18 protein-coding genes and 1 CRISPR repeat array are annotated in these 25,119 nt (G+C 53.6%); of the genes, 11 read left to right on the top strand and 7 right to left on the bottom strand.

Annotated elements, in window-relative coordinates; translation table 11 throughout:
- Nucleotides 1–54: 54 nt before the first annotated feature.
- Genes K8I01_10720 through K8I01_10710 form a run of 3 tightly spaced genes read right to left on the bottom strand, consistent with a single transcriptional unit; the run spans nucleotide 55 to nucleotide 3,276 of the window.
- Nucleotides 55–525, bottom strand: coding sequence for a hypothetical protein (locus tag K8I01_10720; protein MBZ0220890.1), 471 nt, complete (start codon nucleotides 523–525; stop codon nucleotides 55–57).
- The gene (locus K8I01_10715) at nucleotides 522–2,987 is read right to left on the bottom strand and encodes a DUF5906 domain-containing protein (GenBank protein MBZ0220889.1); all 2,466 of its coding nucleotides are present in this window, start codon (nucleotides 2,985–2,987) and stop codon (nucleotides 522–524) included. The genes K8I01_10720 and K8I01_10715 overlap by 4 nt, the downstream gene beginning before the upstream one ends.
- 22 nt (nucleotides 2,988–3,009) lie before the next feature.
- Entirely contained in the window at nucleotides 3,010–3,276 is a 267-nt protein-coding gene (locus K8I01_10710; GenBank protein MBZ0220888.1) for a DUF5659 domain-containing protein, read from the bottom strand.
- Between the two features lie 716 nt (nucleotides 3,277–3,992).
- On the opposite strand from K8I01_10710, the gene K8I01_10705 reads away from it, so the two are divergent.
- From K8I01_10705 to K8I01_10660, 10 genes are all read left to right on the top strand, one after another.
- Nucleotides 3,993–6,365, top strand: a complete 2,373-nt coding sequence (locus K8I01_10705; protein MBZ0220887.1) for a DEAD/DEAH box helicase family protein — start codon at nucleotides 3,993–3,995, stop codon at nucleotides 6,363–6,365.
- Between the two features lie 44 nt (nucleotides 6,366–6,409).
- The gene (locus K8I01_10700; GenBank protein MBZ0220886.1) at nucleotides 6,410–6,628 is read left to right on the top strand and encodes a hypothetical protein; all 219 of its coding nucleotides are present in this window, start codon (nucleotides 6,410–6,412) and stop codon (nucleotides 6,626–6,628) included.
- 3 nt (nucleotides 6,629–6,631) lie between these two features.
- Entirely contained in the window at nucleotides 6,632–8,179 is a 1,548-nt protein-coding gene (locus tag K8I01_10695; protein ID MBZ0220885.1) for a type I restriction-modification system subunit M, read from the top strand.
- A gap of 2 nt (nucleotides 8,180–8,181) precedes the next feature.
- Nucleotides 8,182–9,423 carry a PDDEXK nuclease domain-containing protein gene (locus tag K8I01_10690; protein ID MBZ0220884.1) on the top strand — a complete coding sequence of 414 codons (1,242 nt, stop codon included), beginning with the start codon at nucleotides 8,182–8,184 and terminating at the stop codon, nucleotides 9,421–9,423.
- Nucleotides 9,420–10,574, top strand: coding sequence for a restriction endonuclease subunit S (locus K8I01_10685; GenBank protein MBZ0220883.1), 1,155 nt, complete (start codon nucleotides 9,420–9,422; stop codon nucleotides 10,572–10,574). Before K8I01_10690 ends, K8I01_10685 begins: the two co-directional genes overlap by 4 nt.
- A gap of 28 nt (nucleotides 10,575–10,602) precedes the next feature.
- On the top strand, nucleotides 10,603–14,925 hold the full coding sequence (cas12b, locus tag K8I01_10680; protein ID MBZ0220882.1) for a type V CRISPR-associated protein Cas12b: 4,323 nt from the start codon (nucleotides 10,603–10,605) through the stop codon (nucleotides 14,923–14,925).
- Complete coding sequence (gene cas1, locus K8I01_10675) at nucleotides 14,901–16,625, top strand: CRISPR-associated endonuclease Cas1 (GenBank protein ID MBZ0220881.1); 1,725 nt, start codon at nucleotides 14,901–14,903, stop codon at nucleotides 16,623–16,625. The genes cas12b and cas1 overlap by 25 nt, the downstream gene beginning before the upstream one ends.
- Nucleotides 16,626–16,638: 13 nt before the next feature.
- Nucleotides 16,639–16,929 carry a CRISPR-associated endonuclease Cas2 gene (gene cas2, locus K8I01_10670; protein ID MBZ0220880.1) on the top strand — a complete coding sequence of 97 codons (291 nt, stop codon included), beginning with the start codon at nucleotides 16,639–16,641 and terminating at the stop codon, nucleotides 16,927–16,929.
- Between the two features lie 273 nt (nucleotides 16,930–17,202).
- Nucleotides 17,203–18,233: direct repeats of the CRISPR family, unit length 36 nt; unit sequence CCCTCCGATACCGCGATATCAAGAGCCTTGAGGCGG.
- Between the two features lie 580 nt (nucleotides 18,234–18,813).
- Complete coding sequence (locus K8I01_10665; protein ID MBZ0220879.1) at nucleotides 18,814–19,371, top strand: peptidylprolyl isomerase; 558 nt, start codon at nucleotides 18,814–18,816, stop codon at nucleotides 19,369–19,371.
- 326 nt (nucleotides 19,372–19,697) lie between these two features.
- Nucleotides 19,698–20,108 carry a universal stress protein gene (locus tag K8I01_10660; protein ID MBZ0220878.1) on the top strand — a complete coding sequence of 137 codons (411 nt, stop codon included), beginning with the start codon at nucleotides 19,698–19,700 and terminating at the stop codon, nucleotides 20,106–20,108.
- Nucleotides 20,109–20,353: 245 nt separating this feature from the next.
- Here the strand turns inward: K8I01_10660 and K8I01_10655 are convergent, their stop codons facing one another.
- The 3 genes from K8I01_10655 to K8I01_10645 form a co-directional block, all read right to left on the bottom strand.
- The gene (locus K8I01_10655; protein MBZ0220877.1) at nucleotides 20,354–21,280 is read right to left on the bottom strand and encodes a hypothetical protein; all 927 of its coding nucleotides are present in this window, start codon (nucleotides 21,278–21,280) and stop codon (nucleotides 20,354–20,356) included.
- Between the two features lie 262 nt (nucleotides 21,281–21,542).
- Entirely contained in the window at nucleotides 21,543–22,367 is an 825-nt protein-coding gene (locus K8I01_10650; protein MBZ0220876.1) for an HYR domain-containing protein, read from the bottom strand.
- A 32-nt stretch (nucleotides 22,368–22,399) separates the two neighbouring features.
- On the bottom strand, nucleotides 22,400–23,926 hold the full coding sequence (locus K8I01_10645) for a hypothetical protein (protein ID MBZ0220875.1): 1,527 nt from the start codon (nucleotides 23,924–23,926) through the stop codon (nucleotides 22,400–22,402).
- 448 nt (nucleotides 23,927–24,374) lie between these two features.
- Here K8I01_10645 and K8I01_10640 point away from each other — a divergent pair, with 448 nt between their 5' ends.
- Nucleotides 24,375–24,944 (top strand): class I SAM-dependent methyltransferase, encoded by a 570-nt coding sequence (locus K8I01_10640; protein ID MBZ0220874.1) that lies wholly within the window; start codon nucleotides 24,375–24,377, stop codon nucleotides 24,942–24,944.
- A gap of 33 nt (nucleotides 24,945–24,977) precedes the next feature.
- Here K8I01_10640 and K8I01_10635 read toward each other — a convergent pair whose 3' ends face one another.
- Entirely contained in the window at nucleotides 24,978–25,115 is a 138-nt protein-coding gene (locus K8I01_10635) for a hypothetical protein (protein MBZ0220873.1), read from the bottom strand.
- Nucleotides 25,116–25,119: the final 4 nt, after the last annotated feature.

Genomic DNA, 25,119 nt, shown 5'->3' with positions numbered 1-25,119 from the left:
TTGAAATCATGCCCCGACGCTGGAGGAAAACCGCGCTCGGAGCCACCCGCAGGGCTACACGCGTAGAGGGACCCGTGACATGGGGAATCTTACTTCCATGACCGTAGACCCTTCGAAAACATGAAAAACCTCAATAAGTGGCCTTAATTCCTCTATGGTGAAGCTTTTGGCCCCGACCGGGAGCTCATCTCTGGCAGTGGTGTCGCTTATAATCCAGAAGTCGCCGACCAGTGGAGAATCCAGCACCTTGAATCCCCAGGGAGCCCTTAACACCCCGGTCTCCCAAAGCGCGTCTATGTAGATGCAGAGTTGCTCATCAGTCCATCCGTCGGCCTTCGTCTCCATAAGGGCCTCTTCAAGAGTTCCGTCCGGCGAGAAGCAGTCGGGGGAAAAGGGTTTAACTCTGCCACTCTCAACCAGTCTAAAGGCCATGTCTCCTGGCAAAGTTACCGTTTCGCCGGACCTTAACTCTCGGACCCCGGACGGTGTGCGGACCTTGAGTGTGCCTATGACCTGATACTTCATTCGAGCACCTCAAGTACGGTCTCGTCGTCCTCCTGTGGCGATGGAGGCGCGAGTGGCGGGACTTCCGTACCCTTACTATTTTTGGAATACAAATGTATTTCTTCTCCTGTATTTTGAATACATGTATTTTCTCCATACGCTAAAGGGTGAGAAAATGCGCCACTCACGCCTCCGTCCCTTAGCCTGAGGCCATAGAGCACCCGTTGCCCGCCATGGGCCTTCCCTGTTCTGGCCCCCAGGCGCTCGAGCCTCTGGGTGAGGTTCTTGCGGTTCAGTGGACGCTTTACCCCGTTTGCCTCGGCCCAAGCCTGGTAGGCATCAAAAACGGCCTTCGAGGTCTCACGCTCGCCAGCCAGCCACTCGATTGCCTCCTCGGCGAACTGTGCCGCCTGGTCAGCCTCCAGCCTCCATGCGTGTTTAGCCTCAATGCAGGACGCTGGTTCGGTGAAGGTCCCCCGATTCATGGCGTCTGCATAAGCGGCCAGGGCCATATTCAGTATCCCGGGTAACTCGGCTGCGAGCTTGTCCTTGAGGTGCGGGTCGGCGTCGACCCCGGGCTTGAATTGCCGGTTAAAGGGCACGACCAAAGCCCTGCGAAACATGGCATCCGAAAAATCGTTCGTGTGCGGCAAATGATTTGTCCCGAACCAGCAGGTGGCAAAGGGCATCATCACGAATGGGTCCTTGAATTTGTGGGACACCGTGGTGGGCTCGCCGGAGACGATTGCCTTCAATGCGTCGTCCTCGAGCTCAGCGCCCTCCTTGAGCTCAGAGACGATATTCGCGAGCTTGTGATTCAGGTGCGCCCTCTGGAACTGGTTCCCGAACTGGGACGGCTGCACTGCCGCGCAATTGGCTGGGCCCACCAGGAGCCGTATAACCGCCAGGAGAACGCTCTTGCCGTTTGCGCCGTTGCCGACCAGCAGGATAAACCGCTCATATCGAGCGTGCGATACGAGCGTGTAAGCAACCATTTCAAGGAGCGCCCTGGCCTTTTCCGGCCCGTCTGCGTCTCCCCGGAATATCTCCTCCAAGAACTGCCGGAAACGGGGCGAGTCCGCCCCGGGGTCGTAAGCGACCGGCAGCTGTGTGGTGCGGTAATTCTCGCGCTCATGAGGACAAAGTCGCCAGCCTTCGGGCGTAAGCATCAATTCTCCATTGAGGACGTTTATCGTGTCCTCATGGATGTTCCAGACATGGGCGTCTTTGAAGGTTTCGGTCCTGAAGACGTCCAGCACCCCGTTCACGCGGTTCTGGGAAACGTCGAGGCCAGACGATTCGAGGACATTGTGAACCTCGATTTTGATTCTCCGGTCGTCGACATCACGCCACACGCCCTTGCCTTCCCACACCCAGATATGGGCCTCTGTAGAGATGACGTTGTCAGCCCCGATGACCTCTATCGTTTTCCGGGCAAGGTCGAGATGGTCCGGCTCCTCTGCTTCAGCCGCCTTGAAGACGGAAGCGGCCTCCAGGCGAATCGCGCTTAACGGAAGACCTGTGGCCGCTTTAATGGCCTCGTAAAGCCTCTGGCGCGCGATGGGCCTCAGGTTCTTGGTGGCGGCCGCTATTATCGGCTCGATATCCTCGGGGGGTGAGTCAGGGGTCAAGCCTTTGGCTGCCGCCAGGATGGACGCTTCATCAACGAGCGGCTCAGGCGGGTATTTAGCGATACTCCCGGCAATCTGCTCGACCTCCTCGTCTCCGAGCGGAGGGACGCACCTATGCCTATTCTCCTCGGCAAGCGCGGCCAGGATTGCGTCCTCGCTCGCTCCGCGCCGCCTCATGGAACCGGCAAGGGACGTTAATTTCGCGTTGCGCGCCCCCTCTGTTATTGTCTCACCGACCGGAGCGGCAGCCTTCGCGTTCTTTATAAGCGGTGGTACATGACGAGCAACTTGTTCGAGCGTGTACGGTAGTCCACCGTTTTCCTGGACGATTTTTACAAGGTGAGGTCTTGCGGGGTCTTTTAGGTGGTAGAAACCTGCCAGCCTGAGCACGCGGGCGCGGTCTTTTGCGTTCGGGTCGCTGCCAAAGTCCTCCACCATGCGGGCCATTATGCGGTCCCATTTGTCGAGGTCCTCGGTCGGCTCAATCACCAGATACTCGTGTCGCTTCCCAGGCGAGGTCTCAATTACGAAATGAGGTTCCATAGGTAGCGGCGGAAGGTCCGGGGCATCAGCTTCCCTGAAAATAGCGCGCGCGTGGGTTATGTCAGCTATCCTCCGTCTGCCGTTTTTCGAGTGGTTGACGAGTACAAACACCCCGGCACCCTTTTGGTTTAAGCGGGTCAGCTCTGCCGCGTGCTCGTCAAGAGTTCCGTAGAGAACGCGGGTCAATGTCTTGTCTTTTCGCCCGGGGTTATCGGCGAAGGTCTGAAAGACGAAGTTCTCAGCGTCCTCATCCAGCAACATCAAATGACGACGGGCCTGGTCGATGTTGGGTTTGGTCGGCTTTTCCATCCTGATTCCTCTCCTGCTCTTTTCACCTTACGTCCCGAATTGCCGAATATACTGCCGATTTAAGGGCTTTCCATGCGGCGAAGAGCCCCTGCGGATCTACCCGGAGTGCGCCGTTGTAGTAATCCTTCGTGAGCGCGGCTATCTCCTTGCAGGACTGGAAGACAAAGACGCCCCGGCCGTTGCTGTCCTCAATCCGGAGAATCGGGATACCAGCCTGCTTGAGTACCGAGGCTATGTATAGATCTCTTGTGGAAAATTCGTCTGCGGTTTGCCGGTAGGGTTGTCTCATCCTATTTGCCTCCTTACTTGATAGCGCCATTAAAACGATGGAATGTTTCATCCTCTAAGGCATGCATAAGACGTTTTTTGAAAAGTGTCGGAACTTTTCTCCCTAGGCATATATACGACGCCCATCTCAAAAAATGGCGGGGCTTTTTCCTTTCTTCGAGACGTATATTCCGGAAAATCTCAGAATTTGTTGCACCTTTTAAAAAAATATTTCTCCATACCGTATAAAGGGGATTGATAGTGATGTTGGGGGACATAAAATTTTGTCCTTACCGCATACGACGTCCGCCCTGAAAAGCTTCGCAGAACCCTCTCCTATATATAAAAGGCTCTTCTGAGATGGTTTTGGGGACATTATTTTTCAAATTTTTTTCCTCAGGCGTATTTACGACGTTTCTTCATAAAGTGTCCCCAAGGGGAAAACAAAGGCCCGCAACCGCCGTGCACGGTTACGGGCCTAAAGATCTCCCCGGTTCGCGAGGCCGGGGAGGTGAACTACGCATATTTTACTCTATAATCGGGGTCATTGATACGGACGGATGTCCACAGATGTCCATCAATGTCCGGTGATTTTATCCTTATTGTTTGAGGATGTTATAGAAAGCGATAAGTGATTTGATTGCCCGAGAAGGTGCAAAATGGCTGCAATGAAAAGGCGTTTTGTGTTATACAGATAATGCCGTTAAATTTGTAGTTTAGAGGCTGCCGGAAATCAGTATGCCTAACGAAGCCGACACCTGCCGAAAATTCGTCGTTCCGAGGCTCACTGAAGCCGGTTGGGATAATGACCCTCACTCCTTCACCGAGCAGAGGACCTTTACGGACGGCCGTATCGTTGTCGCTGGGAGCAGGGTCAAACGGCGTAAGCAAAAGCGGGCGGACTATCTACTTCGTTATACCCGTGATTTCCCGATTGCGGTTGTTGAGGCCAAAGCGGATTACAAATCTTCCGGAGACGGCCTCCAGCAGGCCAAAGACTATGCCGAGATACTCGGCCTTAAATTTGCTTATTCTACAAACGGACATGGCATTTTAGAATTTGATTATCTCACCGGCAAGGAACGGCACATAGAGGCATTCCCTGGCCCTGAAGAACTCTGGAGTCGTCTGCGCACCGGACAGGGGCTCACAGACGATTCAATAGCCAATCGCCTGCTTACCCCTTACTGCAATGTTAATGGCAAGAATCCACGCTATTACCAAGAGATAGCCATAAACAAGACCGTCCAGGCGATCCTGCAAGGCAAGCCGCGGGTCCTTTTGACCATGGCCACCGGCACAGGCAAGACCGTCGTTGCCTTTCAGATATGCTGGAAGCTCTGGAGCGCGCGCTGGAACCGCACTGGAGAGTACCGCCGCCCCAAAATTCTTTACCTCGCTGACCGTAACATCCTGGTCGATGACCCGAAGGACAAGACATTCGCCCCCTTTGGTGATGCCCGCTGGAAGATAGAAAATGGCGAGGTAAATAAGTCGCGGGAGATGTACTTTGCCATATATCAGGCGATTGCGAGAGACGAGAGGAGGCCGGGCCTTTACAGGGAATATTCGCGCGACTTCTTTGACGTGATTATCGTGGACGAGTGCCACCGCGGGAGCGCAAGCGATGAGAGCAACTGGAGGGAGATACTGGAATACTTCTCTCCTGCATATCAGCTTGGCATGACCGCCACGCCTCTTTGCGATGATAACAGAGACACCTACGCCTACTTCGGTAACCCGATCTACCAATACAGCCTTAAGCAGGGGATAGAAGACGGCTTCCTTGCCCCTTATCGCGTCCATCGGGTAATAACAACTTACGATGCAGCTGGCTGGAGGCCCAGCCAGGGCGAGCTCGACAGGTACGGCCGTGAGATACCTGACGGTGAATACTATACAAAGGACTTTGAGCGGGTTGTTGCGTTACGCGCCCGCACTGAGGCCATGGCACGGCACCTGACGGAGTTTTTGAGAAAGACGGACCGCTTTGCCAAGACCATAGTCTTTTGCGTCAACCAGGAACATGCGGACGAGATGCGCCGGGCTCTTAATAACCGGAACTCCGACCTTACCCAACAATTCCCTGATTATGTATGCAGGGTGACAGCTGACGAGGGAGATATCGGAAGGGGTTACCTTGGAAAATTCCAGGAGCTTGAGACGACCACTCCGGTGATATTGACAACCTCCCAGCTCCTTACCACAGGCGTTGACGCGCCTACCTGCAAGAACGTTGTCCTTGCCCGGGTAATAAACTCAATGACTGAATTCAAACAGATAATCGGCAGGGGCACCCGCGTAAGGGACGATTATGGGAAGCTTTACTTCAGTATTATCGATTATACCGGGAGCGCCACGCGGCTATTTGCCGACCCGGCTTTTGACGGAGAGCCCGCGCTTGTAAGCGAGCAGGTGGTTGACGATGCCGGACAGGTTACAGAGGAAAAAGTAACTGAGCCGGAAAAAGTCGAGGACGAAGATGTGATAGTGGATGTCTTTGAGCCTCCTATGATCACCGAACCTCCCACAGGCGAGCCGAAAAGGTATTATGTCGACGGCGGTTTTGTGGAGGTCGCCGCGCACCTCGTCTACGAGCTTGACCCTGATGGCAAACAGCTCCGGGTAGTTAAGTTTACTGACTATGCCGCAGAAAAGGTCCGTATCCTTTATCCGAATGCCGCCGAGATGCAATCATTGTGGGCGGACCCTATCCAGCGCTCGGAGATTATCTCTAAGCTTGAGGAGAAGGGGATAGACTTTGACGAGCTGGCGGTCTCTGCCAACCAGCCTGCTGCCGACCCGTTTGACCTACTCTGCCATATAGCCTTCAATGCGCCTCTACGCACAAGGCGGGAGCGGGCAGACAGGCTCCGTAAGGATAAAAAGGACTTTTTCGACCAGTATGGCCCAGAGGCGAAAGCCATATTGAATGAGCTTCTTGAGAAATACGCCGAGCACGGCACGGCCCAGTTCGTTATCCCTGACGTATTGAAGATACCGCCCATATCGGACCACGGCAACGTAATGGAGATTGCCGGGTTGTTCGGCGGCCCGGAAAGGTTAAGGGATGCTGTCAATCAACTTCAAACACTCCTTTATCAAGATTGATAAAGAAGCCATTCATAAAAACTACAGGATATAGGAGGGCTTTAATGAAAGAGGATTGGGATGAGTTGTGCAAGAAAGATTTCGCTTTTAATGGAGAGACCTATATAGTTAGAGCGCTTTCTGATGGCGCTAAATGCAACGTTCAGGTTTTTAAAAATGGTAAAAAAGTGAACAAAGATAACTACATGGGTGACTTGGATAAGAAGGACCGTCTTATGGATAAAGCAGAGTCAGATGTTAGAAATAATATGAACCAGATATAGCGAATGAGAACACATAAAAAGAGCAAACAACCTCTGACAACAGCCCAACAGTTGGCGAGCCTCATAAAGTCCGCCCGTGACATAATGAGGAAGGACAAGGGCCTGAACGGCGACCTCGACCGCCTTCCCATGCTCACATGGATCATGTTCCTCAAGTTCCTCGACGACCTTGAGAGGATAAGGGAAGAGGAGGCCGTCATCTCGGGCAAGAGGTTTAGACCTGCCATAGACCCTCCTTACCGTTGGCGCGACTGGGCCGCGAAGGAGGACGGCATCACAGGCGATGAGCTTATTGCCTTCGTGAACAACGACGAGGCGATGCGACCTGACGGAAAGCGAGGGCCAGGGCTATTCGCATACCTCAGGAATCTCCAGGGCTCAAACGGAGGGGACAGGCGCGATGTGGTCGCTACGGTTTTCAGAGGCACGATAAACCGCATGATAAACGGTTATCTCCTGCGGGACGTGGTAAACAAGGTCAACGGCATACACTTCACTTCGTCCGAGGAGATACATACCCTCGGCCACCTCTATGAATCGATGCTCAAGGAAATGCGGGATGCCGCCGGGGACTCAGGCGAGTTCTATACCCCGCGGGCCGTCGTCCGCCTCATGGTTGAGGTCATAGATCCCCGCCTCGGCGAAACGGTCCTTGACCCGGCCTGCGGCACTGGCGGCTTTCTCGTGGAGGCATTCACTCACATCCAAAAACAGTGCAAGACCGTAAAGGACCGCAAGGGCTTGCAAGCTGAGAGCATCAGAGGATGCGAGGCAAAGCACCTGCCTTACCTGCTTGCCCAGATGAACCTCCTTCTCCACGGCCTGGAATCTCCGCAGATAGACCCGGGCAACGCCCTGCGTTTCCCTCTCAAGGAGATAGGTGACAAGGAGCGCGTTGACGTCATCATCACAAACCCGCCGTTCGGAGGCGAGGAGGAAAAGGGCATCCTTTCGAACTTCCCTGAGGATAAAAAAACGGCAGAGACCGCCCTGCTTTTCCTCCAGCTCATCATGCGGAAGCTCAAGCGCCCCGGAAAGGGAAGCGAGCAAGGCGGAAGGGCTGGCGTTGTCGTCCCTAACGGCACCCTCTTTGGCGACGGCGTCTGCGCAAGGATAAAGGAGGAGCTCCTCAAGGACTTCAACCTCCATACAATAGTCCGTCTTCCAAACGGGGTATTCGCGCCATACACACCTATACCCACAAACCTCCTTTTCTTCGACCGTTCCGGCCCGACAAAAGAGGTCTGGTATTATGAGCACCCTCTGCCGGAAGGGAGGAAAAACTACACCAAGACACAGCCGATTCAGTTCGACGAGTTCAAGCCCCTTCTTTCGTGGTGGAAGAACCGCAAGAAGAACGGCCAGGCATGGAAGGTGCCGGTCAAGAGCATAGTTGATAACGGCTTCAACCTCGACATCAAGAACCCTAACGGCAAAGAGGACTTCGAGCATATGCCGCCGGAGAGGCTGGTTGAAGATATCGTAAAGAAGGAAGAGCGCATCCTGGAGATAATGGCAGAGATAAGACAGGTGCTGAATAAGGGAATTTAGCGATGGCCAAAAAAACTCTTACAGGAAAAAGCCACCGACTGGCTGGCTACGATAAAGTCCTTGGCGGCGTTGCCGAGCTTCTTGAGTCGGCCCGCCGCGCCTCTGCCAGGGCTACAAACGCCGTCATGACCGCGACCTATTGGGAGATAGGCCGGAGGATCGTTGAGTATGAGCAGAGCGGCGAGAAACGGGCGGAATATGGCACTGCCCTCCTCAAACGTATGTCTTTCGACCTGACGGCAAGGTTTGGCAGGGGTTTTTCGGAAAGAAACCTCGAACAGATGAGGCTTTTTTATCTCGGCTGGCAGATTTCGCAGACAGCGTCTGCGAAATTGCAGAAAGGTCAGACGGTGTCTGACCTTTCTTTAATTGTCGAAGAAAATCAGCCCGTTGAGATAATTTTGCAGACACCGTCTGGAAAATCTCTATCTGATTCTACACAAGCGATTTTGCAGACAGCGTCTGCACAATTCAGCCTTTCTCAGATTGCCGCTCGCTTTCCACTTCCATGGTCTCACTATGTCAGGCTTCTTTCCCTTAAAAGTGTTGAGGCCAGAGTCTTTTATGAAAAGGAGGCCCTGCGCGGCGGCTGGACCGTGCGCCAGCTTGAAAGGCAGATAGAGAGCCAGTTCTACGAGCGCACTATGCTGTCGAAAAACAAGGCCGCCATGCTCAGGAAGGGCGGCAGGCAACTCCCCGAAGACCTTTTAACACCAGAGGAGGAGATAAAGGATCCGTTCATGCTTGAGTTCCTTGGGCTTAAGGACGAGTACTCGGAGAACGACCTTGAGGAAGCGCTCGTCCGTCAGGTGGAACACTTCCTCCTTGAGCTTGGCGGCGATTTTGCTTTCATAGGCCGCCAGCGCCGCCTCCGTGTAGGCGACGAATGGTACCGTGTTGACCTCCTTTTCTTCCACCGTCGCCTGAGATGCCTTGTGATAATAGACCTGAAACTCGGCAAATTCACCCACGCTGACGCCGGGCAGATGCACCTTTACCTCAATTATGCCCGTGAGCATTGGAGCCATCCCGATGAAAACCCACCAGTAGGGCTCATCCTCTGCGCCCAGAAGGACCACGCGGTTGCCCGCTACGCACTCGAGGGCCTCCCGAATAAGGTCCTGGCCGCCGAATACCGCACAGCCCTCCCTGACGAGAAAATGCTGGAGGCGGAAGTTGACAAGACAAGGAAGATAATCGAGAAGCGGGCTGTATTGAAGACCGGCAGGAGGGGCAGGAGATGAGCAAGCCCTGGCCGATGGTGCCACTTGGAGAGGTTGTCTGTAAGTCCGATGAATGGACTGACCTTAAAGCTGATGAAACCTATAAAGAGGTAACTGTAAAACTTTGGGGAAAAGGAGTTGTCCAGCGCAGAGAAGTTGTTGGTGCGGAAATTGCCGCTACAAGACGCATGCTCGTTAGGACAAATCAGGTAATCCTGTCAAGAATTGATGCCCGCAATGGAGCAGCAGGTATTATTCCAGGCGAACTGGATGGTGCTGTTGTCAGCAATGATTTTCCTGTTTTCAATCTAAACAAAGATAGGGTTGAGCCTAAATATTTTGGTTGGTTGGTTAAGACTCATGATTTCGTAGAACTCTGCAAAGCAGCTAGCGAGGGAACGACTAACCGCGTTCGCTTGCAAGAAGAACGATTCCTTTCGGCTCCAATCCCTCTTCCCCCGCGATCCGAGCAAAAGCGGATAGTGGAGAGACTTGAGGAACTGGCTGCAAAGGTCGAGGAAGCGCATGCCTTAAAACGGGCCATAGAAGACAAGTCTAAGCAAATATTGTTAGCTGCCTTTTATAAACTGATTGAAGGAATAGAGTTATTTCCCATGAGCGATATTGCCCCAATTACGAGGCGCCCTATTGAGGTAAAAACCGATGGAATTTATCCAGAATTAGGAATCAGATCCTTTGGCAAGGGAACGTTTCATAAACCAGCCTTAAATGGCTTCGAAGTCGGCACAAAGCGTCTTTACGGCATAGAGCCAGATGATCTTGTTTTCAGCAACGTGTTTGCATGGGAAGGTGCAGTCGCCGTTGCAAAACAAGCTGACGCGGGGCGTGTAGGTTCACACAGATTTATTGCATGTGTTCCCCAGAAAGGTGCTGCGACTTCAAAATTTCTTTGTTTTTATTTTCTTACAAAGGAAGGACTTTCAAAACTCGGAGATGTTTCCCCAGGAGGGGCCGGGCGAAATAGAACTCTTGGACTCGAATCGCTTGGGAAAATAAAGGTACCGGTTCCTCCATTAAAAAAACAGGTTTGGTTTGACAGCCTCCAGGCAAAGGTGGATTCTCTTAAACACCTCCAGGCCGAAACCTCGGTTGAGCTCGACGCCATGCTGCCGTCTGTTCTTGATAAGGCATTCAAGGGGGAACTACTTTGATAGGTCTGGTCATTCATCAGGAGGGAAAATGAATCGCATCTATCAGGGCAGGGTCACGAGAGTCGAAATATCGGATGGTAACGGCGGTTGGAAATCATTTGATAACGATCCGAAGACGGCAAAGAAAAAATGGCAGGATGCGCTCTGGCGGCACCACGAGCTGTTCCAGGACGCGGTAAATTATTATACTCTCGGGCTCGCGGCCATGGCCGGAGGATTGCGCCCCGATTCGCAGGAGAGCAAAGCCGTCCTGGTATGGCGCGAACAGGTGCGCGAGTCATGGTTGCTGGCAAGGCGAAAGGCGGTCGAGTTCAGCGGACCGCACGCCAATTTGGCGAAATGGCTCGACATTAATAAAAAGGAAGATGATTCTGGCAAAGCCTTTGATGCGTGCGCAAGGGCCTTGCTCAAGGATTCTCCAGCCTCTAAAGGCGCTCTTGCAAAAGTTTTGCTGCAAATACTGGAGGAAGTGGATAAATCAGATTTGAATCAATTCTGCGTATCTCGTCTGCCCTTCCTTTGTTCGCCGTACGGCAAACTCGACGCCACGCCAAAAAACGTCGTTCAACAACAAGAAACCCGGATGCTGGAAATGGTTAAAAAGATTCACGAAGCATCCGCAAGAAACCTCGCTGACGTCACTAAAGAATTTGACCTTGGTTGTTTCGTAACACAGATGCCAAAGGAAAAATTTACGGGTAAGGAAGCGCGTGCGGAAGCGCAGCGATTGTTTGAATCAGCCTGTAAGAAAGTTAAAGAACTGAAAGAAGTCAAAAGCGGTTTTTATGAACACCTCGAACGACTCGGAGATAAATTGGAACTTCCACGGCTTGGGCGCAAACCCAAGGGCGCTTATCCGTTGGCCCTGGTATTCAAACTTTACCCCGTGCCGGAGACTTGGGAATCATTCAAGAGCTCAACCGGTGGATTATTGAAGAGGGCGAATAAAATTGAAAATGCGCCTGTTAGTGACGCCGATGATTTTATAGCCGAAGCCCGGACAGAAAAGGACCTTCCGGTTTTTGATTATTTTACCAACCGCGTTTTCCTCCGTGAACCGGACAATGATAAGCGTGCCGTCTGGTTCGAGTTCGACCTTGCGGCGTTCATTGAGGCTATTAAGGCTCCTCACCGTTACTTCCAGGATACCCTCAAACGCGAAAAGGCTGCGGAGTCTTTGCGGAAGGAAAAGCTGGCGATGGAAGGAAGGGGCGTGGAATCGGAAGATGAAGGTGAAGAAGACGATGAAGGCGCCGCCGCAGTCGGGTTCGAGGGCGATCGGCGCATCAATTTGTTGCGGGAGCTGGTTACGGACAGCCTCGGATACGTAGCCGAAACCGAGAACCCTGACGATGACACCAAGCGCATTGAATACACAATCCAGGAGCGCACTCTGCGTGGCTTCGATGAAATCAGGGAAAAATGGCGCAGGCTTGCCGAGAAAAACCAGGCCACTCAGGAAAAACTTTTAGAAGTCCTGGCCGAGCACCAGACCAGACACAGAGATGACTTCGGCAGCGCAACACTCTACCGCGCGTTGGTGCAACCCGAATTTCACCCAGTATGGCGGGATCCCGGCACAGAGAAGTGGCACGCCACCGACCCGCTGAAGGCATGGCGGGCTTACAAGGAACTGTGTTTTGAATTGGAGGATAAGGAACGACCGATACGATTCACACCCGCCCATCCGGAATACTCGCCAAGATACTTCATTTTCCCAAAGAAGAGCGAAAAACAGTCAAAGATTAAGAATCAACGACTTCCCAAGCCGGGCCTCCTCTCTCGCCACGAACCGGGCCAGTTAAGTTTCACTGGAGGTATCGTTCTCGGTACATCAAGGGGGCTTGCGCCAACCGTCGCGCGAGTCCATTACGCCGCCCCTCGCCTCTGCCGTGATAATATCCGTTCCAAGGGTGATAATAATCTCTATGCAACTCCGTGGCTTCAGCCGATGATGGCGGCGCTTGGCCTCGATAAAGCGCCTGAGCGGGTTAACTTCGCCAATTGCCGCGTTACGCTTCAACCGCAGTCTCTTGACAATATTCAACTGACCTTTCCAGTTGAAGTGACCGCAGACAAGCTCATTGGAGGTATCGGCAAAGCCGAGCTGTGGAACCGTCAATTCAATTTGCATCCGGAGGGGGATGAATTCTATAACGCTTCGCTACGGTGGCCGCATGAAAAGCAGCCATCCAAGCCGCCACAGCCATGGCATGAGAAAGTGGAAGCCTTCCGTTGCCTCTCCGTCGACCTCGGCCAGCGCGAAGCGGGCGCTTTTGCCATATTCGCGGCTCGGTGTGATGACGACTTCGGGCTCAACAAGAATGGGAAACCGGTGCCTGCTCGCTTTATCGGAAAGCCAGGCGACAGGAAATGGCACGCCGCGCTGGAGCGGTCGGGTCTGTTTAGGCTTCCGGGCGAGGATGCCCGGCTCTGGCGCGCAAAGACTGAACTCGACTCGGTAAACCCTAAGGATTCCGGCCGACCGTTTGACTTCCGCGATGAGCTTCACGGCAGCCGCGGGCGCAAGGCGCGAGACTGGGAGGCCGATGAAACCGCCGAATTGATGCGTTTTCTTGAAGCTCCAGAGGAGGACAAAGGACTCTCTCTCCTACCGGATGATTGGAGGGAGGCGCTTACTTTCCCAGAGCAGAATGACAAGCTTTTGGTGGCCATGCGCCGCTATCAGTCGCGCATAGCCCGCTTGCATCGCTGGTGCTGGTTTTTAAAAAGCGCAGAAAAACAGCAAGACACGGCTCACCGAGAGATCCTTGAGTGCGACGATTTGCGTCTGGTATCGCCGGAATTGAAGAAGCTCGTAAGCAAAACTGACCCGCGTGCCTCGAAAATGCTGGAAACCCAATTGTGCAAGCGGCTGGATATCGCACAGCAAATTCTCGTCCGAATCGCCAACCGGGCCCTGCCTCTGCGCGGACGGTCGTGGAAATGGGAAAGTCATCCTCGGGCGACCGCAGAAAATCCGTTGCACCACCTGACCCAGAATGGGCCGGGCCTCGATCGCGAAGACAGGCCGGTATGGATTAGGGGGCAGCGGGGGCTTTCCATGAAGCGAATCGAGCAGATAGAGGAGCTTCGGAAGCGCCTCCAGTCGTTGAACCAGACTATGCGGCGAAAGATAGGAGAGAAACCGCCAATTAGGCGCGATGAATCGGTGCCTGACCCCTGCCCGGACCTGCTTGAAAAGCTCGACAATATCAAGGAACAGCGCGTCAACCAAACAGCCCATATGCTCCTTGCTGAGGCCCTTGGCCTCAGGCTCGCACCGCCTCCTGCAAACAAAAAGAGCCTGTTAAATGAGAAAGACCTGCACGGCGTCTATGAGAAAATAATAAACAAAAGAGGCGAGTGGGTCGGCCCGGTTGATTTCATAGTAATCGAAGACCTGTCGCGCTATCGCGCGAGCCAGGGACGCGCGCCACGCGAGAACAGCCGCCTTATGAAATGGTGCCACCGGGCGGTGCGTGACAAACTCAAGGAACTATGCGAGGTGTTCGGACTGCCCGTCCTCGAAACGCCTGCCGCCTACTCGTCACGTTTCTGCGCCCGTAGCGGCGTCCCCGGATTCAGGGCGACCGAAGTAACAGCAGGCTTCACAAAGGAAGGGCAATGGGCGTGGCTGGCAGGGAAAAAAGACGAGCAAGGCAGACCGATGGAGGAGGCGAAGAGGCTTCTGGACCTCGACCGGAAACTCACGGAAGCGCAAACAGCCCTTGAGCGCAAGTGGACAAGCGAGAAACGCCCTGGACGGTGCCCAAAACACACTCTTCTTGTGCCGCTGCCCGGCGGGCCGACCTTCGTGCCGGTGGCGGAAAGAGTTGAAGGTGTTGAGATGCAACCTGCCATTCAACAGGCAGATAAAAACGCGGCCGCCAGCCTTGGTTTACGCGCCATCGCCGACCCGAGGTTGTGGTCCATTCATCCTCGACTTCGAACAAAGAAAAATAGCGGCGACAAGAAGGCGAAGGTTAGAAAAAGCAAGCCCGGGCAAACGGCTGAAGCTCAGTCCGAAGTTAGGTGGTCGACCCGTGAAAAGCGTAAATTCGGCGAGGCAGGCAGGGACCTTCTCATCCATCGTCCTGGTGAGGCTAAGCCGGTGGATAATGGACGACCGAATTTTTTTGCGGATTATGCGGGACTGAAAAGGCTCACGAAAAAATATCCTGGGCTGGAGAAGGAATGGACAACAGCGGAAGTTTCTGGCGAAATGGGCGCGCCAACGCTTGTCCACGGGAAGTCTTTCTGGGGCATGGTGAAGGCCGTTCAATGGGACAGAATAGACTCGATAAATGAGGCGCGTCTTGCAACATGGCGCAGCAAGAGGAAGTCGTAAATATGGACGAGTCCGGACTTCGCGCAACCGATGCTCCGCCCGAAGACGCTCCCGTCATGGGCGTGCGATATTTGCATAACTACGTCTATTGCCCGAGGCTCTTCTACTACCAGTGGGTTGAGAATATCTTCGTGGAAAGCGCCGATACCGTGGCAGGCGGCTCCAAGCACCGGCAAGTGGATAAGCCCTCGCGCGTGGATGGACGTGAAGGTTTCGAGGCTCCTGAGGGGGCTACTCTCCGCAGTCTGCGTCTTGAAAGCGGCTCGCTCGGCCTTGCGGGAGTGATAGATATAATCGAGGGCGGGCAGGAAGGCTGCCAGATTATCGACTACAAGCGCGGTTCTGCCCGAAGGGATGAATCAGGAGAACTCATCCCAAAGGACCCTGACGCTGTCCAGGTTGCAGCCTATACGCTCTTGGCCCGTGAACACGGCCTGCACGTTTCCGGCGCGGCCATTTACTATGCCGGAGACCGCCGCCGCGTCCCGGTAACATTATCAGAAGACGCGCTCGCACGTGTGCCCCGGCTCGTTCAAGAGGCACGCGCCGTTGCCGCATCCACGGTCTGTCCGCCGCCGCTTGAAAACGATGCGCGATGCCAGTATTGTTCTGCTTACCCTGTCTGCCTGCCCGGCGAGTCTCTCTACTGGTCCGGCTCGTGTGAGGAGCCCAAGCTCGCTCACCCTCCGGTCGTAGATGGCGACGAAGGCGAGGTAATAGTGGCGCAGGACGCCAGGGCATTTCTTTCAAAAAAAGGGGACCAGCTCCATGTTGCTCTCGATGGAAATGTGATATCAAAACATCCTCTAAGGCAGGTGCGCGCCGTATATCTTTTCGGGGCGGTGCAGATGAGCGCACAACTTGTGCATGCATGTCTCGACGAAGGCAAAGACGTTGCCTATTTCGCTCCCTCCGGGCGCTTTCTCGGGCTTCTTCGCGGACTTCCGGCCTCAGGCATCGATGCGCGCATCGGCCAGTATCGTCTTTTTCAGGATGAAAACACTTGTCTAACGCTCGCCAAAGAGGTCGTCAGGGCGAAAATCCACAACCAGCGGGTCCTTCTCATGCGCAACGGCAACGTTTCCGACCAGGCTATCGAGGAATTACGATCTCTACGCGATAGAACCCTTGATGCGCGGGACATCGGGACGGTCCTGGGACTTGAGGGCCGGGCTGCTGCGGTCTACTTCGAGGGTTTCAGCTCTATGCTCAAGGAAAATAAGCTGTCGGATTTCTCATTTTCCGAGCGAAATAAGCGACCGCCGAAAGACCCGGTGAATGCCCTTCTTTCACTGGCGTATTCCATGCTGGCAAAGGAACTGACCGGCGTATGCCACTCTGTCGGATTGGACCCTTTCTTGGGGTTCTATCACAAGCCCCGCTATGGCAGACCCGCGCTTGCCCTGGATCTCATGGAGGAGTTCCGCCCGCTTACCGCCGACAGCATCGTCTTATCGTTAATCAACCGTGGCGAGGTGGCGCCCTCGGATTTTCTGTTTTCCTCTCACGGGTGCAATCTCAACGAGCACGGACGTCGGGCGTTCTGGCAGGGATGGTTTCGACGGCTCAATGACGAGGTTACACACCCGGTATTCCGCTATCGGATGAGCTACCGCCGCATGTTCGAGGTCCAAGCCAGGCAACTTTGGAGATTTCTGCGGGGAGAAGCAAAAACCTACACAGGTTTCACAACACGATAGATCAACAGGTCTAATGAGCAGAAAGCACTATCTCATAACATATGACATCTGCGACCCTAAGCGGCTTCGGAATGTTGCGCGCATCATGGAGGGTTATGGTTATCGCCTTCAATTTTCGGTTTTTCAATGCCCGCTTGACGACCTGCGTCTCGAGCAGCTTAAAGCGGATATCGTCCCTGCGATCAATTCCGATGAAGACCAGGTCTTGATCGTGTGCCTCGGGCCCGAAAGTGAGCAGACAGTTAGGCGCTTCGACAGTGTTGGGAGGCCGTACAGGAGCGCCATGAGGCTTACAATCATATGATGAAAAATGTTGTAAGGACTTCGATAAAATGGTAAAGTTCTGTTGCCTATGGGCACCGACCATCATCTCTCCGCCATTGAGATGACAAGGTTCTTTGATAACGCGAGCGCGGTAATGCCGGAGTCCCTATCGGAGGGCACTCGCACGTATGAAATATCACATAGTTGCATCCGGCAAAACATCATTTTTGATTGACTTGCGGCAGGCGGTGGCAGACGGTGCTCGTAATTGGTACCGCAAACCCGCTTCAAATGTGAGATTTCTCAGGGGTCTCCCTCCGATACCGCGATATCAAGAGCCTTGAGGCGGAGGAGCGCGTCGCGGGCTATGCCGTCGGGCATGGCCCCTCCGATACCGCGATATCAAGAGCCTTGAGGCGGTAAAATTACTGTCAAAGCCCTTAAAGCCCTTCATTCCCCTCCGATACCGCGATATCAAGAGCCTTGAGGCGGGACAGGTAGGCGGCTCTCCGGCCCCGGCAACTGATCCCTCCGATACCGCGATATCAAGAGCCTTGAGGCGGAAATCACGCTTTAACGGACAGATACTTTTCTCTCCCTCCGATACCGCGATATCAAGAGCCTTGAGGCGGGCGGTGTGAAATATCGCCCACACCGCCGCCCTCGCTCCCTCCGATACCGCGATATCAAGAGCCTTGAGGCGGTGTTCCGGTGTGTAAATGTAGCCATTGGCGGGGTTCCCTCCGATACCGCGATATCAAGAGCCTTGAGGCGGACATCGGAGGGCGGACGATGGCCGAGAGAACAGCCCTCCGATACCGCGATATCAAGAGCCTTGAGGCGGACTTTGCCGGCCCCGGCAAACCGATCCGACGAGGCCCTCCGATACCGCGATATCAAGAGCCTTGAGGCGGCACTCGCGCAGGTCGGTCAGCCAGAGGTGGTCTTTCCCTCCGATACCGCGATATCAAGAGCCTTGAGGCGGAGCCAGTTGGAGGCGAAGGGAGCATAACACCACGCCCCTCCGATACCGCGATATCAAGAGCCTTGAGGCGGGTCCTTCACCTCCTCGTTAATCCCCCTCTGTCCCCCCCTCCGATACCGCGATATCAAGAGCCTTGAGGCGGTTAATCAATTTAGTTATATCGGGCTCGCCCTGGTCCCTCCGATACCGCGATATCAAGAGCCTTGAGGCGGCTCTATACGCCTACACCTGTTCGCCCAGTTCGACCCCTCCGATACCGCGATATCAAGAGCCTTGAGGCGGTACACATGGAATGGGGGCATTGTGCCGTCGGTAACTCCCCTCCCTCCGATACCGCGATATCTCAGTGCCCCTGGGGTGCCGTTATGGCCACCCAGGACATAGTCGACCACTGGAACCCGTCCACAAGCACAAGGTGGAGGGAGGACACCTGCTACGGGCCAAAGGATTGCCCTAACCACCCCAAGACTCTGTGCTGAAATTGTGCTTTTTTTGTGCTGAAAACTGCCAAAATGTACAAAAAATTTAGAAACGGGCAAGAGCGTTGTAACGCCGTAACTCCGCGATTTGGAAGGCTTAAACGGGAAACCAAACCCAAATCAAGGAGTTAGATTTTTCTGCGTTATTGCACTCATAAGCCCCGCGTCGGTGGTTCGATTCCACCCACCGCCACCAAGATTCCTTTCTAGCAAAAAACGACTTTGGCCGTTCTCGCGTCTTTTGAATCCCTTTCCCCCCGCACAAAGACCACCATCATAATCCCTCCGATTAGACCAAAACATGACAAAAGGCATGTTTCAGGCCCGCATTGGGGCGTATATTTCCAGAATAGCCTTAAGGACCAGGCCGCATACTTTTATTTAATATTTTTTTAATCTATCGGAGGAGGGCATGAGGAAACGGATCGCATTATTTTTTCTACTATTTTTTACTCTGGCAATGCCTGCGCTGGCAAGCGCGGACGGGGAAGGGGATTCAAAAAGGGAAAAAAGGGCTATAATCGAGACTGCTTACGGGAATATCGAGATACTGCTCTTTCCAGATGTCGCTCCCAGGCACGTCGAGAATTTCGTCAGGCTCGCGAAAGAGGGCTTCTATGACGGCACGCTCTTTCACGAGGCAATACCGGGCCTCAAAATCCAGGGCGGAGATCCATATACAAAGGCCAGCCCCGGCACTTATACCGGCTGCTGCCCGAGAAAAAGCAGGTACGGCCTGACCGTCCTGCCCTGGACAGTTCCCGCGGAGTTCAGCAAGGTCCCGCATAAAAGGGGCATCGTCTCGATGGCGAGGTTCGAGGACGACCCGGACAGCGCAGGCTCCCAGTTCTTCATAGTGCTCAAGGACTCCAGCTCCCTTGACGGCAAATACACCGTATTCGGCGAGGTCACAAGCGGCATGGAAGTGGCCGACAGGATTGCTGCTCTTCCGAAAGACGAAGGCTACCCTGATCTTCCCGAAGAGAGGGTCGAGATGAGGGTGAGGATATTGGAGTGACGCGCAACCTTTTTCTCTCAGGGTCTATACCCGGCCGCGAGCGTATTTGCCCTTTCCCCTTGATGGGGAGGCAGGGAGGGGTGAGCAGGTTTCACCTTACCTCAGTTCCCTCCGTCAAGGGAGGGGAGGTTTTAAGATACCCCGGAGTTCCTGCGGAGGGTTCATTTCTTTTCTCCACGCCAGCTCAGGCCAGGGCCCGCCAGCAAGCCACTTGTGCGCAGCCGGGGAACATGGGCGCAAGGCCCGGCTCCAATACCCTCTTTAAAGGAACTTGGGTTTGACTTATAATTGTGCTAACGAATTTATAAGCAAAATCGGAGGGACATATGAAGATACTCTTTTGCCATGACGGCTCTGAAAACGCCCAGAAGGCGCTGGATAAGACCCTGGAGCTTTTCAAGCTGGCCAAGCCGGAGATAATCCTCCTGACCGTAGTCGAGGGGACAGCCGACGCCAGCATGGAAAACGAGGAGATATTCGAGAGGCAGCGCTCGGAGGGGCAGGATTTCCTGATGCGCACGGCCAAGTACATAATCGGCAAGGGGTTCGACGTGGACGCCATACTCGCCACGGGCGACCCGAGAAAGATGATACTCGAGGCCGAAACTAACAAGAAGCCCGACATAATGGTAGTCTCGAAGCGGGGCGGAGGCATCCTTGAGGACATGGTGCTCGGTAGCGTCAGCGCCTATGTCGTGCGCCACGCGAAATGCGCGGTGCTGGTATTCCATGCCTAGGCGGTCTCTGTCTTCTTATTCAGATTAAGTCAAATGTGAAAGCTCATTCCAGTATATCGAGCAGGGCTATTTATTCTTTCGTAGCCGAACCGCCATACCTGCATAGAGAGGAAAGACCGGAACGCATTCCGGAAGGCTTGTAAGCGGCTTTCCATGCTCTGGAACCCTTCTTCAAGCCTGAATTCCACCAGCCATTTCCCGAAATGCGTTCCGATGAACTCAATTCCCGCCCAGAAGAAATTCAATCAAGGCCGCTCCCATGCCCTGTTGAACAAAAATCTATAAGAGCATACGGCGGCCATCGCGAACCCTAAAAGGACAAGTGGCGAAGGCTCGGGCACGGCTGTTTTTTTGATGGGGATCGCGAGGAAACCATATCCCCTCTCGTTGAATGTATAGCTGCCGACCAGATAGCCAAGGTCGTTGATGCCTGAAAGGCCGGAATAGGCCGCACCCGGATAATTGATCGTGGTTACGCTGCCTTTGGCGCTGTCGAACAGGAATCCACCTTCCGAATAGTTCCCCACTATATATCCTGAATCGTTTATGCTCCGCGCCCAGATGTCCAGGCCGTAAGGCGAATCGCCGAAGACTATCTGGCTCAGGTCCTTGCCGTCATATACATAGGAGATCCAGAAATCCGGGTCGTAGCCCACCATCTGCCCGGAATCGTTTACGTCTGAAAATATCGTGGTGTTTGGAAAAACCTTGGCGCTCTTTTCATACAATACCCCGTTTGAGCTGTTCGTCGGCCAGTCGTAATAGCCTCCGGCGGCAATGCCCGCGTCGTTAAGCCCGTTTATCGAGGTTTCGGTGTTTCCCGGGAACGAATAGGTCGAGAAGTCCCTGCCGTTAAGGATGAAGTCCTGATATTTATAGCCGTCATTGTACTCGCCGACCATCTTGCCGGAATCGTTTATGTCCTTTATGCCGGTATTGCCTCCGCTCCCCGGATAATCTATGGTGAGGTATCCGGTGCCGTCGTACAGGAAACCATGCGAGCCGGTCCCGTCCGAGTATGTGCCTACGATATGCCCGAAGTTGTTGATTCCGTTTGCGCTCGTCCATAAGGCGCCCGGCACCTCTATGGTAGTGAACTCATATTGGGTCGCGTACGCATTCGAGGAAAGACCGGCAATGAAAAAGACGGCTGCAAGCCATGTTTTTTTCATGGTGCCCCCCTTTTATTATTATAAATCTGAGTATAGCAGAGAAGGATGGCGCGGTTTCGGGGCGCTTAGGAAAGGGCTTGAGGCTGAATGGAGAGGAGGGTTCTTTTATTACCCTCTTCATGAATTCCATGCACAAATCGGCGGAATATATCTGGTGGGAAAGCCGGGTCATTTGGCGGAAGCGCGCAAAAGCGGTTACCGTAAAAAGAAAGGGGCTTAAAGCCCCTTTCTCAAAGTAACGATAGCGGTTTTTTTTGATAAGTTATTTGATAAATATGACGACGGCATGGGTTGTGCCGTCGTCGAGGCTTACGCTGACCTGCCAAGAGCCCTGCGTAAGCCCCCTGGTGCCAAGGTTGAAAACGTATTGCCCATCGTCTTCGTCGTACCTGAACATATTACCGTTATCAGCGCCTGCCTCTGTACCGTCTAGCGGGTCGTCGACCGGACCGGTTTCAGAATATTTCTGGAGGGAAATGGCGGCGCTAGCGGTGGAGGTCATGTCTCCATGCGCTTCCATGAGCCGGAATTTCACAGGTATGGTATTGCCGAGCTTGAAAGGCCTGTCCTGGTCAATCGGAGGCAAAAACCCGCCGAACGCGTAAACGACCTTGATTCCCGCCGAGCATGATGAGGAATTGCCCGCGGCATCGGTTGCGGTGAATGAGACCGTCGTCGTGCCAACCGGACTTAATACGTCAGGAACAGCGCTGTGCGCGACAGGAACGCTTGCGTCGATATCATCCGTAGCTACCGCTCCGGAAAGGAACCCTGCCACAGCCGGGTCGGAAGCAGGGGTATTCAAGAGCACGCTTAAATCGGCCGGGCATGTCAGCACGGGAGGGACCGTATCCATCATGAGGCCGAAATCCATTTTGAACTCTGGGCTTTCCATGCTGCCCGACGGGAATGTCTGGCCGAGGACGGTCGTAGTTGAGAAGGTATCGGAAGACGAGCTTCCGCCGCCTCCGGTAACTTCGCCCTTTTCAAGTACGAAGTTCTCGCTCGACGACGCCGCGTTCGCGGGCATATCAGCGAAAACGCATAAAAAAGCCGCGAGACAGAATATCTTTAAACGGGTTCTCATATTCTAGGTTCCCTTTCGTGCGATTAAGCCGCTCAGGGCGTTGGCGTTACGGTGCAATCGGCGGCCAGCGGCGCGTAGTTTTCATCGAATGAGCCGACGCATTTCGTATTGTATGCGTCGCCGCCTGCCGATCCTCCTGCAATCATGGTTCCGCTCACAAAATTGTAGGAACTGGTGATGCATGAAAGCGCAGCTGCGCCATTGCTAATCAACGCTGAGTTTTTAATGCGTAATACGCTCCTGTCGTTATGGATTGCTGGTCCTGAACCGTATCCTTCTATCTCCGAGCTTTCGATCTTCGACTCCCCTCCGGATATTCTCAGGCCGGGTCCTCTGAGGATACTGTCCCCTATAAACAGATCGAAAGTATCAAGGGCGGGACCTTCGATGAGGCTATGCTTGATGGCAAGCTTCCCAGTGTTGTAGATTAACGAAGACACATCTCTTCCGGGGAGCGTGACAAAGGAAAGCGACATCGACGCTCCCGAGAAGTTTCTTATAAGTGAACCGTCTGACGGTATGGTCTTGAGATGTGATAGCTCCAGCGTGCCTGAATTGGAAATGGAGGTATAGAAAATCGACATGCGGTTTATTCTCACGTCATAGCCCGGCGGAACCGTAAGGGACCCGTTCAGGAGCGTCACATCCTCGCCGGAACCCTCAATGTCGACATTTTTATCGACATAGGCCGGGGCATTGAAAGCGCCTGGCATTACCTTTATAAGGCAGCGCGTGCCGGGGGTGAGGCACCAGTTTAGCCCTATATTCTGTATCGCGGCGTTAAGTCCATCAGGCCCGAGGAAGATGCCCTGGCCCGAGGTCATGCTCCCTATGCTTGCAGCCACCAATGCGAAGTCCTGTATCGCGCCGAAACCGACTCCCTGCGGCCCCTCAGGTCCCTCAGGCCCGGCAGGTCCTTCAGGGCCAACAGGCCCTTCCTGTCCGGCAGGCCCCTCCGGTCCTTGTGGCCCTTCCGGTCCAGCCCCGATGCCGCATCCCCATCCTGCAGAGGTTTTCATTATGACCTCGCCCTGATTGCACATCGTTGCAGAGAAGCTCAAAAGCGTTATCGAGCCGTCGGCCACGGTATCGGCGCTGGCTGCGCTCCTCGCGATGTCAGCATAACGGGCGTTATCCGCATTCAGCGCATTGTCAGCGTTCCTGGCCGTTTCAGCATTAAGTGCGTTATCCGCCCTCAGCGCATTTTCAGCGTTTTTTGCATTTTCAGCGTTCTTCGCCATCTCAGCATTACGTGCGTAATCCGCGTTCAGCGCGCTCCCGGCATTCGTCGCGGAGTCGGCGTTATCCGCCCTTGCCGCGCCCATTGAATAGCCAACGCTTGTGAGGGGTATCCGGGGTACCATCTCGGTGTCGGTCCCAACGGCTATGCCAAGATAGTACGGCTCATTAAACGGCAGGTCCAAAGTCGCTACGCTTCCAAGCACTATTGTAAAAAGGCCGCTTCTGACCGGAACTGCCCTGTGTGTTTCCGTCCAGAGGGGCCTGCCCTCATATCTATGATTGTAAATTGATACGCTGATATCGAATCTTCCGTCCACAAGGCCTCCGCCTGATTTTGAAAGGCGGCCTTCATAGGTGATCATCTGCGGGACTGCGGCATGGGACTGGACAGCTCCGAAGGTGATGAATAATCCAAATAATAGGGCTAATCCGCAGTATAACCTGCTTGCTGCCGACATCGTTTTTTCCTCCTGCCAATAAATTTAATCCAAGCTATATTAATCGATTGTTTTCTAATGCCAGGAATCAGGCAAATAGATAAACAATTATTTTATATTTTGAAGGCTAATACTACTCGTTCCGCTGAAAATCGTCAATACCTAAATTTATTCGAAAATATTTTCATTAGATTTCTTTAAAAAGATTGCGAATTTACGAGAGGTTGGGATAAATAGGCCTGTATTACAAATGTGAATTTCTTGGGAGAGGGCTTGAAAAATCGGGATTGACGGATATACTTTCGAAACGACACCTCTCTCTCAAAATATGAGAATACTCGACCTTGGCTGCGGCAGAAGAAAGCTGCCGGGAAGCACCGGCATAGACGCGAGCACTTCAAGCGAGGCGGATATCATACACGACCTCAACAGGTTTCCTTATCCGTTCGATGATTCGGAGTTTGACGGGATAGTTTGCAGGCATATTCTCGAGCACCTCGATGACATACCTCGGGTCATGAGGGAGCTACACAGAATACTTAAGCCTTCGGGGACCCTTAGCATTATAACCCCTCATTTTTCCTGCGATAATTCATACACCGACCCGACCCATAAGCACCATTTCTCTGTCCGCTCATTTGATTACTTCATCATGGGAAAAAGGCTTGCGCAAGATATCTATACGGAAGCCCTTTTCGAAGAGAAAATAAGCAAACTCGTCTTCAGCGATATATATAGGAGAGGCGCTTTCAATATCAATATGCACAGGTGCCTGGGGCTGGAATGGATTGTGAACAGATACCCCCGCTTATACGAGAAATACTTCGCCTTCATCTTCCCAAGCAATGAAATCATAAAGGAACTGGAAGCAATAAAAGGCTGCTGCAAGAAGGGCTAGACTTCCCGGTTTACGAGAATCCCGTCCTACGCGTCAGACGTTCAGGTACCTGAATCCCTCGGTCTCAACGGTCGAATAGACGACAGCCATGAAAATGAGGAGGAGATACCAGAGTATGATGAGGACGTCGGCCACGCCTTTCGGCAGGTATGTCCTTAAAAATGCGTACACGCGT

Source organism: Deltaproteobacteria bacterium (assembly GCA_019912665.1).
Lineage (GTDB): Bacteria > Desulfobacterota > GWC2-55-46 > GWC2-55-46 > GWC2-55-46 > UBA5799.
Note: the sequence above shows the minus strand (reverse complement) of the source record. Positions and strands in the feature narration are given on the sequence as shown.

Bases quoted from the DNA above. Each gene is read 5' to 3' on its own strand.
- K8I01_10720 (MBZ0220890.1), bottom strand. From the start codon at position 525: ATGAAGTATCAGGTCATAGGCACACTCAAGGTCCGCACACCGTCCGGG.
- K8I01_10715 (MBZ0220889.1), bottom strand. From the start codon at position 2,987: ATGGAAAAGCCGACCAAACCCAACATCGACCAGGCCCGTCGTCATTTG.
- K8I01_10710 (MBZ0220888.1), bottom strand. From the start codon at position 3,276: ATGAGACAACCCTACCGGCAAACCGCAGACGAATTTTCCACAAGAGAT.
- K8I01_10705 (MBZ0220887.1), top strand. From the start codon at position 3,993: ATGCCTAACGAAGCCGACACCTGCCGAAAATTCGTCGTTCCGAGGCTC.
- K8I01_10700 (MBZ0220886.1), top strand. From the start codon at position 6,410: ATGAAAGAGGATTGGGATGAGTTGTGCAAGAAAGATTTCGCTTTTAAT.
- K8I01_10695 (MBZ0220885.1), top strand. From the start codon at position 6,632: ATGAGAACACATAAAAAGAGCAAACAACCTCTGACAACAGCCCAACAG.
- K8I01_10690 (MBZ0220884.1), top strand. From the start codon at position 8,182: ATGGCCAAAAAAACTCTTACAGGAAAAAGCCACCGACTGGCTGGCTAC.
- K8I01_10685 (MBZ0220883.1), top strand. From the start codon at position 9,420: ATGAGCAAGCCCTGGCCGATGGTGCCACTTGGAGAGGTTGTCTGTAAG.
- cas12b (MBZ0220882.1), top strand. From the start codon at position 10,603: ATGAATCGCATCTATCAGGGCAGGGTCACGAGAGTCGAAATATCGGAT.
- cas1 (MBZ0220881.1), top strand. From the start codon at position 14,901: ATGGCGCAGCAAGAGGAAGTCGTAAATATGGACGAGTCCGGACTTCGC.
- cas2 (MBZ0220880.1), top strand. From the start codon at position 16,639: ATGAGCAGAAAGCACTATCTCATAACATATGACATCTGCGACCCTAAG.
- K8I01_10665 (MBZ0220879.1), top strand. From the start codon at position 18,814: ATGCCTGCGCTGGCAAGCGCGGACGGGGAAGGGGATTCAAAAAGGGAA.
- K8I01_10660 (MBZ0220878.1), top strand. From the start codon at position 19,698: ATGAAGATACTCTTTTGCCATGACGGCTCTGAAAACGCCCAGAAGGCG.
- K8I01_10655 (MBZ0220877.1), bottom strand. From the start codon at position 21,280: ATGAAAAAAACATGGCTTGCAGCCGTCTTTTTCATTGCCGGTCTTTCC.
- K8I01_10650 (MBZ0220876.1), bottom strand. From the start codon at position 22,367: ATGAGAACCCGTTTAAAGATATTCTGTCTCGCGGCTTTTTTATGCGTT.
- K8I01_10640 (MBZ0220874.1), top strand. From the start codon at position 24,375: ATGAGAATACTCGACCTTGGCTGCGGCAGAAGAAAGCTGCCGGGAAGC.